Source organism: Mangrovibacter sp. MFB070, from assembly GCF_000705335.1.
Taxonomy (GTDB): Bacteria; Pseudomonadota; Gammaproteobacteria; order Enterobacterales; family Enterobacteriaceae; genus Mangrovibacter; species Mangrovibacter plantisponsor.
The window spans coordinates 205,323-218,063 of the sequence record NZ_JJMI01000019.1; the positions used below are offsets into that span (position 1 = coordinate 205,323).

11 protein-coding genes are annotated in these 12,741 nt (G+C 51.6%); 1 reads left to right on the forward strand and 10 read right to left on the reverse strand.

Going from position 1 to position 12,741, the window contains the following annotated elements:
- Nucleotides 1-116: 116 nt before the first annotated feature.
- The 3 genes from nadR to serB all read right to left on the reverse strand — a co-directional run bounded on the left by nadR (nt 117) and on the right by serB (nt 3,905).
- A complete protein-coding gene (gene nadR / locus DT73_RS07495; RefSeq protein WP_036106407.1) occupies nt 117-1,361 on the reverse strand; it encodes a multifunctional transcriptional regulator/nicotinamide-nucleotide adenylyltransferase/ribosylnicotinamide kinase NadR in 1,245 nt (414 codons plus the stop codon).
- 151 nt (nt 1,362-1,512) lie between these two features.
- Nucleotides 1,513-2,904, reverse strand: coding sequence for a DNA repair protein RadA (gene radA / locus DT73_RS07500; protein ID WP_036106890.1), 1,392 nt, complete (start codon nt 2,902-2,904; stop codon nt 1,513-1,515).
- Nucleotides 2,905-2,933: 29 nt separating this feature from the next.
- A complete protein-coding gene (gene serB, locus DT73_RS07505) occupies nt 2,934-3,905 on the reverse strand; it encodes a phosphoserine phosphatase (protein WP_036106410.1) in 972 nt (323 codons plus the stop codon).
- Nucleotides 3,906-4,015: 110 nt separating this feature from the next.
- Between serB and DT73_RS07510 the strand changes: the two genes are divergently transcribed.
- Complete coding sequence (locus DT73_RS07510; protein ID WP_036106412.1) at nt 4,016-4,672, forward strand: YtjB family periplasmic protein; 657 nt, start codon at nt 4,016-4,018, stop codon at nt 4,670-4,672.
- Between the two features lie 130 nt (nt 4,673-4,802).
- On the opposite strand, the gene deoD is transcribed toward DT73_RS07510, so the two are convergent.
- From deoD to DT73_RS07545, 7 genes are all read right to left on the reverse strand, one after another.
- Complete coding sequence (deoD, locus tag DT73_RS07515) at nt 4,803-5,522, reverse strand: purine-nucleoside phosphorylase (RefSeq protein WP_036106415.1); 720 nt, start codon at nt 5,520-5,522, stop codon at nt 4,803-4,805.
- Between the two features lie 130 nt (nt 5,523-5,652).
- Entirely contained in the window at nt 5,653-6,876 is a 1,224-nt protein-coding gene (gene deoB, locus DT73_RS07520) for a phosphopentomutase (RefSeq protein WP_036106418.1), read from the reverse strand.
- Nucleotides 6,877-6,949: 73 nt separating this feature from the next.
- Nucleotides 6,950-8,272: a thymidine phosphorylase gene (gene deoA, locus DT73_RS07525; RefSeq protein ID WP_036106420.1), complete on the reverse strand. Its 1,323-nt coding sequence runs from the start codon at nt 8,270-8,272 to the stop codon at nt 6,950-6,952.
- Between the two features lie 53 nt (nt 8,273-8,325).
- A complete protein-coding gene (deoC, locus tag DT73_RS07530) occupies nt 8,326-9,105 on the reverse strand; it encodes a deoxyribose-phosphate aldolase (protein WP_036106423.1) in 780 nt (259 codons plus the stop codon).
- A gap of 276 nt (nt 9,106-9,381) precedes the next feature.
- On the reverse strand, nt 9,382-10,659 hold the full coding sequence (locus DT73_RS07535; protein ID WP_036106429.1) for a NupC/NupG family nucleoside CNT transporter: 1,278 nt from the start codon (nt 10,657-10,659) through the stop codon (nt 9,382-9,384).
- A gap of 159 nt (nt 10,660-10,818) precedes the next feature.
- Complete coding sequence (locus tag DT73_RS07540; RefSeq protein ID WP_036106432.1) at nt 10,819-11,610, reverse strand: TatD family hydrolase; 792 nt, start codon at nt 11,608-11,610, stop codon at nt 10,819-10,821.
- On the reverse strand, nt 11,607-12,671 hold the full coding sequence (locus DT73_RS07545; protein ID WP_051691295.1) for a patatin family protein: 1,065 nt from the start codon (nt 12,669-12,671) through the stop codon (nt 11,607-11,609). The genes DT73_RS07540 and DT73_RS07545 overlap by 4 nt, the downstream gene beginning before the upstream one ends.
- Nucleotides 12,672-12,741 lie beyond the last annotated feature (70 nt).

Genomic DNA, 12,741 nt, shown 5'->3' on the forward strand with positions numbered 1-12,741 from the left:
TTTTCAGCCACCTTACACAGGTGGCTGTTTTCTTTGTTGTCACCGTTGGTTTTCGTTGTGAGCAAGTTCCGAGTATGGCTGCCACCGGGATACTGGCTCAGAAACAGCCGTGTGTTTTATTGCCCACTCTCTTCACCCATCAACTGGCGCACCAGGCTGACACAACGTAGAAAGCGCGTATCGTAGTCTGTCTCATCAACATGAGCATAAACAATGCCATTTTCCTGCAGCATAGACACTAACTGTGCCTGAAAAGCCTTACGCTCGCGTTCACTACTACTCCCGGAACGGCGAAAATCCCCTGCCACCCATGGCATGTTGTTTTCCAGCAAAATCACCAGGTCAAACCGGTATTCATCAATCATCGCCTGCACAAAAGGGTGTTCCCGCCCTTCATTTGCCTTGCAAAAGGCCTGAATAGTAACGAAGTCAGTATCAATAAACACCACTTTATTGGCATATTTAACTGCAAAATCAACATATTGAGAATGGCCAATGGCAATCTTATCATAGTCAGTATATTGCAATGCCCGGCCATCTCCCCCCAAATGAGAGAAGACATACTCGCGGCCAAATTCCCAGGCACTGGTGGTATTGAAGATATTAGCCAGTTTGTTCACCATGGTGGATTTCCCGCTGGACTCGCCGCCCAAAATAGCCACAGTGCGCACAAAAAAGGGTTTTACTTCAGTAGGGATGTAATCCCAGAAGCGGAACGGGTTTTCACGAATTTGGCCGCCACTGATGTTCATAAATGTGCGGTCAGGATCCACCAGCACCGTATTGATCCCTAAATGTTCCAGGTACTGCGGTGCATCTGAGGCTTCTGAAGTATAAATTTGGTCCGGGAAAATACCTTCACTGTCCATAAACGCTTTAATACCAGCACTCCAGACATCCCAACCCCAGGGATAAGGCTCCATGCCCTCTTCATTAAACGCATGAATGTGGATATTTTTCTGATACTTAAAGGTTTGCAGCAACCAGCGCAAACGGTCACTGATAGTGGGCTGTTGCGACATCGCACTGGCTTCAAACAGCTCGCGATCACGCGTTTCGTCATAACCCATAATGATATGCAGCTCATCAACCTGGCTACAGGCGCGCTGAATTAAATAGATATGGCCAGTGTGCAGAGGGTAAAACTTGCCAAATACTACCCCAACACGCTTCTCTACACGGGGGAATTCCAGGCTAAGGAACCGGTGCAAAGCCTCCAGCTTTTGGGCACTGGGGCTTTTGATTTTGGCGTTTAATAATTGGCTCAAATAGCCTTTCGTCATGCCACTGGCATCAGCGACTTGCTGGAGTGTGCAGCCCTTCTGGCGAATAGCGTGTTTTAAATATTCAAACGATGACAAGCGTTGCCTCCTGCAATCTCCGGGGATACCTGCCTCTGTGTAATATACGCAGGAACAAGTAAGAATAACCAGGTTCGGTTTCAGCCCACTACCTGTTGAATCGCGGGGCTGAAACCTGGTGGGCTACCAAAAGAAGCAACCACCGGTGTTGTTATGTGACAAATAAATCATCAAATACAGACAGCGCATCCGCCAGTTTTTTTACACCGAAGATTTCCATTCCCGCAGGCGGGCGTTTTGGAACATTGGCGTAGGGAACAATCGCCCGGCGGAAACCATGTTTAGACGCTTCGGTGATACGCTCCTGCCCACTCGGTACCGGGCGAATCTCCCCGGAAAGGCCAACTTCACCAAACACCACCAGGTCTTGCGGCAAAGGGCGGTCTCTCAGGCTGGAGACAATCGCCAGCAACAGTGCTAAATCCACACTGGTTTCCGCTACTTTTACGCCGCCCACCACATTAACAAACACATCCTGGTCTGCCATTTGTAAACCACCATGGCGGTGCAGCACCGCAAGCAGAATGGCCAGGCGGTTTTGCTCAAGCCCTACAGCCACACGCCGGGGGTTAGACATCATAGACTGATCCACCAGCGCCTGAATTTCTACCAGTAAAGGCCGGGTTCCTTCCCAAACCACCATCACAGAACTGCCTGAAGTCAGCTCATCGCCCCGGCTAAGGAAAATCGCTGATGGGTTGCTCACTTCGCGCATCCCCTGCTCGGTCATGGCAAAAACGCCCAACTCATTCACAGCACCGAAACGGTTTTTGTGGCTACGCAGTGTACGAAAACGCGAGTCTGCATCGCCATCCAGCAACACAGAACAGTCAATACAGTGTTCCAGCACTTTTGGGCCGGCCAGTGAGCCATCTTTGGTGACATGGCCCACCATAATCACTGCCACACCACGCATCTTCGCATAGCGCGTCAAATACGCAGCCGTTTCCCGCACCTGAGCCACACTGCCTGGTGATGACTGAACATCCGCCATATGCATAACCTGAATGGAGTCGATAACCATCAGTTTTGGCTGCTCCTGGTCAGCCACCAGGCAAATCTGTTCAATGCTGGTTTCTGACAGCATATTCAGATTGCTGCCAGGCAACCCCAGGCGATGGGCACGCATGGCCACCTGCTGGAGCGACTCTTCCCCGGTGACATACAGCGTTTTCATTTGTTCAGCGAGTTTGCACAGGGTTTGCAGCAACAGGGTGGATTTCCCGGCACCAGGATTACCGCCGATTAAAATGGCGCTTCCCGGCACCACACCCCCCCCCAAAACCCGGTCGAACTCTTTAAAGCCCGTAGAGAAACGAGGGAGCTCCTCAAGACTGATTTCCGACAGCTTCTGCACTTTACTGACACCAGCATTGCCCGCATAGCCTGACAGTTTTTCATTGCGGGCAACCTGAGGCGATGCCGCTATTCGCACCTCGGTAATGGTATTCCAGGCATGGCATGCACTGCACTGCCCCTGCCAGCGCGGGTAATCCGCACCACACTCATTACAGACAAACGCTCTTTTCGGTGCTTTTGCCACCACATTACCTCACTCTTGTTACTGCCGGGTTATTCCTGCTTCAGGCTGCCAGAAAGAATACAGAATACCCCGAGAAGATCCGCATGGCGGATAGTCACTTCCGTTTTCTCATTCACTTTTGGCTTAGCGTGGTAAGCAATCCCCAGCCCGGCCGCTTTAATCATTAATAGATCGTTGGCGCCATCGCCAATTGCCACAGTTTGCGCAGGGTCGATGTTCCAGGTATCAGCAAGCTGCTTGAGGGTATCGGCTTTATAGCGTGCATCCACAATTGGGCCAACCACTTCTCCGGTAAGCTTACCCTGGGCAATCCCCATTTGGTTTGCCACCGCAGCGCATAAGTTCAGTTGATTTTTCAGGTGATCGGCAAAAAAGGTAAAGCCACCGGAAGCAATGGCAACCTGCCAGCCAAAGGCGTGCAGTTTCGCCACCATAGCAGTCAGCCCGGGCATCAGCGGCAAGGTATCCAGCACTTGCTGAAGGATACCGGCATCGGCACCTTTCAGTGTGCCTACACGCTCGCGCAAGCTGGCGGCGAAATCCAGTTCGCCACGCATGGCGCGCTCTGTAACTGCCGCGACTTGTTCGCCAGTACCAGCCAGTTTGGCAATTTCATCAATACACTCAATCTGGATGGCGGTTGAGTCCATATCCATAACCAGCAACCCGGGAACACGCAGGTTAGGTAATTTACCCAGGGGCGCGACATCCAGACCGGCCTCATGGGCCAGTTTGGTCGCTCTGGGAGTCAGTGAGCCCGCAAGGCGAACCACCTGATACTCTTCAACATCCCAGGCGGAGACAATCACCATAGCGGCGCCCAGCTTACGCTGATATTTGGTCAGACTATTTTTATCCAGGCCGCGCCCATACAGGAGCCAGCCAGTCCGGCCAGCGCGGTAATCCAGCGGCATCACTTCATCGCCACTGAGCGAAAGCGGCAGTCCGGGCCACAAGGAAACATCGTTGGGCAAATCGCACCATGTCAGGCTATTTGGCATTACAGCTCCTGTAAAAATCGAATTCATGCCGGAATAAAACAACGCATGAGGCTACCCTGTGATGCCTGCTTCTGGCAACATGCAGACAGCAATTTTTCAATAGGTGAGTTATGGCACTGGCTAAACTGAAATTCCGTGTGCATCGTACATTAATTATCTTAATTTGCCTGGCCTTGCTGGTTGCATTAATGCAAGGCGCGTCGTGGTTCAGCCAGAGCCACCAAAAAACCCGTAATTTGCAATTTGAAGAGCTGGCTAACACCCTGGCAATACAGGTCAGTTACCGCCTGGTCCCCCTGCTCAAAGGGGATGCCCCGGATGAAAAACATATTGCAGTCATTTTGCGTAATTTAACCCAGCAAGGGCGTATTCTCGATGCAGGTGTCTACGATTCGCAAGGAAATTTAATCGTCAAGGCTGGGGAAAATGTCAATGTGCGAGACAGGCTGGCTTTAGATGGAAAAAAGGCAGGCAGTTATTTCAACCAACAAATCGTCCAGCCCGTTGAAGACAAAAACACGCTACTGGGCTATTTGCGTTTAACGCTCGACACCCACTCCCTGCCAACCGACGCACGCCAGGTAGATAACACAACCAATATTTTACGCCTGATGATGCTGTTATGTGTCGCCATTGGCATTATTCTCGCCCGTATCTTATTGCAGGGTAAACGTACACGCTGGCAGCAATCGCCGTTCCTGCTTACTGCCAGTAAGTCGGTAAAAGAAGAAGATAACGATACGCCAGAAGGGAAAGACAAACCTTAAGTGGCGGGCACTATGTGTGCCATGCATCAGGTATTTTCCAGGAACAGAGAAGTGGCGTGAACAAAGTGGGGAACAGCTAAGAAGTTGTTGTGCCAGACAAACTGGCACAACAAAAAGCAACAGTACGTTATCAGGCTTTATCGCCCAGCAGTACCGATTCCAGGGCAATCTTTATCATGTCATTAAAGGTAGTCTGGCGTTCTTCTGCGGTAGTTTGCTCGTGAGTACGGATATGGTCAGACACCGTACAAATCGCCAGCGCTTTCGCGCCAAACTCCGCGGCAACACCATAAATACCAGCCGCTTCCATTTCCACGCCCAGGATTCCGTATTGCTCCATCACATCAAACATGGAAGGGTCCGGAGAGTAGAACAAGTCAGCTGAAAACAAATTACCAACCCGGGCATCCACACCTAACGCTTTTGCGGCGTCAACCGCATTACGCACCATGTCAAAATCGGCCAGCGCTGCAAAATCATGGTCTTTAAAACGAATGCGGTTTACTTTGGAGTCCGTACTGGCGCCCATACCAATGACGACATCACGCAAATGGACGTCCTGGCGCACAGCACCACATGAGCCGACACGGATAATTTTCTTCACACCAAACTCTGTTATCAGCTCTTTGGTGTAAATAGAGCAGGATGGGATCCCCATACCATGGCCCATTACGGAGATTTTGCGGCCTTTATAAGTGCCAGTAAAACCTAACATACCGCGAACATTATTCACTTCCCGCACATCTTCCAGGAAGGTTTCAGCAATGTGTTTGGCACGCAGCGGGTCACCCGGCATCAAAACGACGTCAGCGAAATCACCCATTTCTGCATTAATATGTGGCGTTGCCATTGTTATATTCCTTAATCAGTAGTCAGCGTTAAGAAGGTCACTTGTCAAAACCAGGCACAGGGTGCAGCAGGCTGCTACTGGCACAGCATTCTGACATGGGCGGTTCGTCCCCGCCCACAGCTACCGTCACTCACAACATATTTTTGCCATAGTCCATGGCAGAGGTACCAAAATAGTGGGCCAGTGTCTGCCCGATATCGGCAAAGGTTTCGCGGTGCCCCAAAGAACCAGGTTGCACACGTGGGCCGGCAATTAATACCGGAATGTGCTCGCGAGTATGATCAGTACCAGCCCAGGTTGGGTCGCAACCATGATCGGCTGTCAGGATCAGGAGATCATCCCCTTCCAATAAAGCCAGTAACTCAGGCAAACGGCGGTCGAACAGTTCCAGACCGGCAGCATACCCGGCCACATCACGGCGGTGCCCCCAGGAAGAGTCAAAATCGACAAAGTTGGTAAACACAATGGTGTTATCCCCTGCCGCTTTCATTTCTGCCAGAGTCGCGTCAAATAACGCATCCAGCCCGGTCGCTTTCACCTTTTTAGTGATACCCACATTGGCATAGATATCCGCAATTTTACCCACAGACACCACCTGGCCTTGCTTTTCATCCACCAGCTTTTTCAACACAGTCGCTGACGGCGGTTCGACAGCCAGGTCATGGCGGTTTCCGGTCCGTTCAAAGGCTCCGGCTTTTTCACCCACAAAAGGACGCGCAATGACACGGCCAATGTTATAGCCCCCGTTGGTCAGCACCTCACGCGCAATTTCGCACAAGTCGTACAGGCGTTGCAGACCGAAGGTTTCTTCATGGCAGGCAATCTGGAAAACGGAGTCAGCAGAGGTGTAGAAAATCGGTTTCCCGGTTTTCATATGCTCTTCACCCAGTTTGTCGAGAATGACGGTGCCCGAAGAGTGGCAGTTACCCAGGTAACCAGGCAGGTCAGCGCGTTGCACCAGTTCATCCAGCAATTTCTGGGGGAAGCTGTTTTCTACGTCGCTGAAATAGCCCCAGTCAAACAACACAGGCACACCGGCTATTTCCCAGTGCCCGGACGGGGTGTCTTTACCAGAAGAGAGTTCATGCGCCCAGCCGTATGCACCAGTAATTACTGCATTACCGTCCATACCAGCCGGAAGGCTCCCGGTGGAACCTTCGTGGGCTTTCGCCAGGCCAAGTTGAGTTAAATTAGGTAAGTTCAGCGGGCCATGACGGCCTTTATCTGCCTCGCCGTTAGCACAGGCCTGAGCAATATGGCCCAGAGTATCTGAGCCTGCATCACCGAATTTATCGGCATCTTCAGTTGCGCCAATGCCGAACGAGTCCAGCACCATAATGAATGCACGTTTCATAATTTCTCCTGCATCGTTGCCAGCGGCTGGCAACCGACGGCGCTAAAAGAAAGTGATCAGATCAGTATGCCAGTTATTGGGTGATAGTGCTATATACCACCGGGGTGTCAGCCACTGGATCACTGCCGATGGTGATAGCCGTTTTCACCATTTGCGCCGCAGCCAGCCATTCCGCCTCACCGCGCGCATGGATAATTGCCAGAGGGCGCTGGCCATCAATTTCTTCACCCAGGCGCACAACATCAGATAACCCAACGCTGTAATCAATCTCATCGCTGGCCTGATGGCGGCCACCGCCCAAAGCAACCACAGCCATACCGAGCATACGGGTATCCATCGCGCTCACGTAGCCACTGGTGTCGGCAAACACCGCTTTGCTAAGCATGGCTTCCGGCAGGTAACGGTCATAATGTTCGACGAAATCAGCAGGCCCGTTCTGGGCAGCAACCATGCGGCCAAAACATTCTGCAGCTTTGCCGTTATCCAGCACGTCATTCAGCATTTTCCGGGCGGTTGCTTCATCGGCAGCCAGTTTGCCCGACAACAGCATTTCAACGCTCAACGCCATGGTAACAGCCTCCAGGCGCGGATTACGCTGCTCACCCGTAAGGAAGCGCACAGCTTCACGCACTTCCAGCGCATTCCCCGCCGATGAAGCCAGCACCTGGTTCATATCCGTGAGCAAAGCAGTGGTACGCACACCTGCGCCATTCGCAACGGAGACAATTGCCCGGGCCAGTGCTTCAGACTGTTCATAAGTTGGCATAAATGCGCCACTACCCACTTTGATGTCCATCACCAGCGCATCCAGCCCTTCAGCCAGCTTTTTCGCCAAAATAGATGCGGTTATCAGTGGAATGGAATCGACCGTTGCGGTGATATCCCGGGTGGCATAAAAGCGGCGGTCAGCCGGAGCCAGGGAATTGGTTTGCCCAATAATGGCCACACCAACAGAAGAAATGATGTTGCGAAAATGCGTATCGTCCGGGTAAATATCAAAGCCCGGAATGGATTCCAGTTTATCCAGAGTTCCACCAGTGTGGCCCAGCCCTCGCCCGGAAATCATCGGCACATACCCACCGCAGGCTGCCACCATGGGGCCAAGCATCAGAGAAGTTACATCGCCCACACCACCAGTGGAGTGTTTATCCACAATCGGGCCATGCAAATTGAGCGCTGACCAGTCCAGTACTGTGCCTGAATCCCGCATCGCCATTGTCAGCGACACACGCTCAGACATCGTCATATCATGGAAAAAAATGGTCATCGCCAGGGCTGCGATTTGCCCTTCTGAAACGGTGTTATCGCGGATCCCGTTGACAAAAAAACGGATCTCTTCGTCACTGAGCGGGTGTCCATCACGTTTTTTACGGATAATTTCCTGGGCAAGAAACACTGTCGCCTCCTGAAGGTATCAGGGAGCCAGGGCGGGCCTGCTCCCTGGAAGAATCAATATTGACTGTTGCTCTGGCCGTCACCGTGACCAAGGGCTTTTAATAAACTGGCAAGCAGGCTGGAAGCACCGAAGCGGAAATGGCGGGCATCTGCCCACTTTTCACCAAGAATGTCGTCAGCCATTTGCAAATACAGTTGTGCATCTTCGGCGGTACGCACGCCGCCAGCAGGTTTAAAGCCCACGGTTTCCTGTACGCCCATATCCCGAATAACTTCCATCATCAGGCGTGCACTTTCCGGGGTAGCGTTAACCGGCACTTTCCCGGTAGATGTCTTAATGAAGTCGGCACCGGCATTAATGGCAATGGCAGACGCCTTGCGAATCAGCGCTTCCGTTTTTAACTCACCGGTTTCAATAATGACTTTCAGCAACACATTCGCAGCCTGGCAGGCCGCTTTACAGGCACTAACCAGTGCAAACCCGGTATCTTCATCACCAGCCATTAATGTGCGGTAAGGGAACACAACATCCACTTCATCCGCACCATAAGCAATGGCTGCGCGGGTTTCTGCCAGCGCAATCTCGATGTCATCATTGCCATGGGGGAAATTGGTCACTGTTGCAATCCGCACATCCGGCGTCCCCTGAGCCTTCAGCGCCTTACGGGCTACGGGAATAAAGCGAGGATAAATACAAATGGCCGCTGGTGTCCCCACGGGTGTTTTGGCCTGGCGGCACAACGCAATCACTTTTTCATCCGTGTCGTCTTCATTCAGGGTGGTTAAATCCATTAAGTGCAGTGCACGCAGGCTGCTGCTGGTTAAATCATTCATCATCGTCTCCAACGAAAAGCATGGCACTGGCACCCGGAATCAGAGCTTAAGCTCACCACACTATTTCAGTTTCGCAGTATATGTAATGTTAAAATTCTAACATTCATCACCAGCCATGTTTTGTGCAGAGTTTCGCAAAACAGAGAACACTGGCGATGTTCCTGCAACAATTATATGCGACAGACAAGATAAAATCACGTTTACCTAAAATGAAAAAGGCCGGTTATTCTCCGGCCTTTTTGGCATCACAAAATGTTATAAAAATAACAAAATGCGCTACATGGACAGGAATATCCCGGCAATGGTTGCACTCATCAGGTTAGATAATGTCCCGGCGGCAACCGCCTTTAAGCCCATGCGTGCGACATCATGGCGACGGCCAGGGGCCATACTGCCCAACCCACCAATCAGAATGGCAATGGAAGACAGGTTGGCAAAACCACACAGTGCAAAAGAGATAATCGCTTTGGTGTGGGAAGACAGCACTTGCAGGCCTGCAGCAGCCACAGTTGCGTCATCTTTCAGGTAAGCGCCAAAGTTCAGGTAGGCAACAAACTCATTAATGATCAGTTTCTGCCCAATAAAGGAACCGGCAACCGTCGCTTCATTCCACGGCACACCAATAATCCAGGCCAGCGGAGAAAATACCCAGCCCAGAATCAACTGCATGGAGAGTTCCGGGTGATTGAACCAGCCACCGACACCGGACAAAATGCCGTTGAGCAACGCAATCAGCGCAACAAACGCTAACAGCATAGCCCCAACATTCAGCGCCAGTTGCATACCAGAAGAAGCACCAGAGGCAGCAGCATCAAGCACGTTGCTCGGGCGGTCAGGGTCGTTTTCACCAATTTTCAGATCCGGCGCATCATGGGGAGTTTCTGTTTCCGGCACTATCAGTTTGGCAAACAGCAGGCCACCTGGAGCCGCCATGAAAGAAGCAGCAATCAAATACTCAAGTGGAACACCCATCTGTGCATAACCAGCCAGTACAGAACCGGCAACCGATGCCAGGCCACCACACATTACGGCAAACAACTCTGAACGTGTCATTGTGGCAATATAGGGCCGAACAACAAGTGGCGCTTCAGTCTGCCCAACAAAGATATTCGCTGTGGCAGAAAGTGATTCAGTGCGCGAGGTTTTCAACACATAACGCAAGCCACCCCCGAGAATACGGATGACCAGTTGCATGATCCCCAGGTAATACAGCACAGCAATCAGTGATGAGAAGAAGACAATAATGGGCAGGACGCGCAATGCAAAAACAAAGCCCTGGTTACCAAACACTTCGAACATTTTGTCGGAAGCCAGGCCCCCAAACAGGAATGAAATCCCGTCATTGCCGTAGGCAATCACTTTCGCAACGCCTTCCGACATTGCCAACAGCACCTTACGCCCAACAGGCACATAAAGAACCAGTGCACCAATCAATACCTGAATAACCCAGGCACCAATTACAGTACGAAAATTAATAGCTTTACGGTTACTTGAAAGGAGCACGCCGATCAGTAACAACACGATCATGCCCACTAACCCCATGAGGATTTGCATAGATGGATTCCTGCGCCAAAGAGAAATATTCGTTAACAGAATTATTGGTCGAAAACGCTGGCATTATAACGGCAGGAAATCACTAAATTGATATATGAATCACGTTATCTAAGCAACAAATACAAACGTTAATCTTATACAGTGATCTACGTCACACTTTTAAGCTTTTTGCGCAACTAATGGGAAAAGTGCGCAAGTATTTCGCCACACAGCATCGGCTATTTCCTCCGGATTTTCGCTACGCAACTGGCAAAGTATGTCAAAAACCAGCGCAACCCGCTCAGGGCGATTCGCCTGCCCCTGCCAGCCATTAAGAGGCATATCCGGCGCATCCGTTTCGAGTACTAATGCTTCAAGTGGCAACCGGCTAATGGCCTTGCGCGTTTTTGCCGCTCGTGGGTAAGTGATGGTGCCACCCACACCAATGTAATACCCCAGTTCTATAAACCGCATCGCTTGCTCAAAACTACCGGAAAACCCGTGTACTACGCCGGTTTTTGGCAATGAAGCCTGGCGTAATAACATTGCCAGCTTGTCGTGAGTGCGCCGGGAATGAAGGATAACCGGCAACTGCCAGCGTTTTGCCAGCGCAAACTGCGCCTGGAGCATAGCAACCTGCTTAGGGAGATCAGGTGATTCCCGGTAAGCATCCAGACCAGTTTCCCCCACAGCCACCACTTTTTCCGGCTGGCTGGCTAAAGCGTTCTCTAAGGCCTGCAAAGCGGTATCATCATGCTGTTCGATATACATGGGGTGCAGACCCAAAGCAGCATAGACCGCCGGGTAGTCCCGTGCCAGGGCAAGTACCGTATTGAACCGCCCGGCACCGATTGCCGGAACGATAATTTTTTCCACACCAGCGTTCGCTGCACGAGCCAGACTGGCCTTTTCATCGCCAGTAAACGGGGGAAAATCAAAATGGCAGTGGGTATCGATAAACCGGTACGTCACGCGCTGTCTCCCTGCCCAAGGCAGCCATCACGGCCAAATGTGTCATCATTTGCCTGGTGAGCAGGCACCATATCGTTAGCCGCCTCACCCGGAATAATGATTTTGCCCGTAACAGGCAACTCCGTTGCATGAGGATGTACCGCGCCTAACCATTTCGCGACAGTCGCCAGGAAATAGCGCCCACATAACCGCCCGGTTTTATAGTCGGCACGAAGCGCAGGCAGGCGGCTTCCCAGAGCCATGCTTTTCAGCGCGACAGGCGGGTATATTTCAATAACATTGACCCCTTCAGGTGGCGACTCAATAAACTGCTGCGTTGCGCTGTAACAGGCTTCATGGTGCTGAACCAGGTTAACCAGGGGTTGCAGGCTGCTTTCACCTAACCAGCGTTGCATGCGTTGAAACCACTGCGGTGTGTAATACATTTGCGAGGGAACCGTGCGAATGACAACCACAGTTTTTGCTCCACGACGCACAGCCTCCTGTACCGGAATAGCATCACTAATGCCACCATCCTGATAGCTGATACCATTCAGTGTCACGCCATTGCGGTAAAAACCCGGTATCGCACTGGAGGCACGGATAAGGTCCAGCCAGGTGTCTGTATCAGGGGTAAAATATTCTGGCGTGTAATCATCACTACGGCAGGCACACAGGTAAAAACGTTTACCCTGGTCAAACAGCCTGGCCGCCTGGTCCATTGCCAGTGGCATAGTTTTCGCCGTGGAGTCTACCAGCCAGTCGAGGTCAATAAGGTGCCCGCCACGCACAAAGCGCACCGGGTCAAAAAACTCTCTCTGCGTGGTGAAGCGGGTGATAACACGCCAGGCATAACCCCGTTGCCCGCACAGCCAGGAGGACAGGTTCTGTGCACCAGCAGAAGTACCGTAGAAATCATCAAATGGATTAAAACCGGCACGCAGAAACTCATCAAGCACACCGGCAGTAAAAATACCGCGCTGCCCACCACCTTCACATACCAGCGCCATTCTGCCTGGTTCAAAAGGTGCTAACGAGAGTGGGGAGAGATCCCCAAGTGTCACCGGTATATATTGTCCCATGGGCGGTCTGCCTGATTAGCTATACAAAAGGAATGTCCAGACAGTAAAAAGCCAGTCGCCCGGACTGGCT

Excerpts from the sequence above, each read along its gene's own strand:
- DT73_RS07510 (WP_036106412.1), top strand. The coding sequence starts at position 4,016 with ATGGCACTGGCTAAACTGAAATTCCGTGTGCATCGTACATTAATTATC.
- deoB (WP_036106418.1), bottom strand. The coding sequence starts at position 6,876 with ATGAAACGTGCATTCATTATGGTGCTGGACTCGTTCGGCATTGGCGCA.
- deoD (WP_036106415.1), bottom strand. The coding sequence starts at position 5,522 with ATGGCAACGCCACATATTAATGCAGAAATGGGTGATTTCGCTGACGTC.
- deoC (WP_036106423.1), bottom strand. The coding sequence starts at position 9,105 with ATGAATGATTTAACCAGCAGCAGCCTGCGTGCACTGCACTTAATGGAT.
- serB (WP_036106410.1), bottom strand. The coding sequence starts at position 3,905 with ATGCCAAATAGCCTGACATGGTGCGATTTGCCCAACGATGTTTCCTTG.
- DT73_RS07535 (WP_036106429.1), bottom strand. The coding sequence starts at position 10,659 with ATGCAAATCCTCATGGGGTTAGTGGGCATGATCGTGTTGTTACTGATC.
- DT73_RS07545 (WP_051691295.1), bottom strand. The coding sequence starts at position 12,671 with ATGGGACAATATATACCGGTGACACTTGGGGATCTCTCCCCACTCTCG.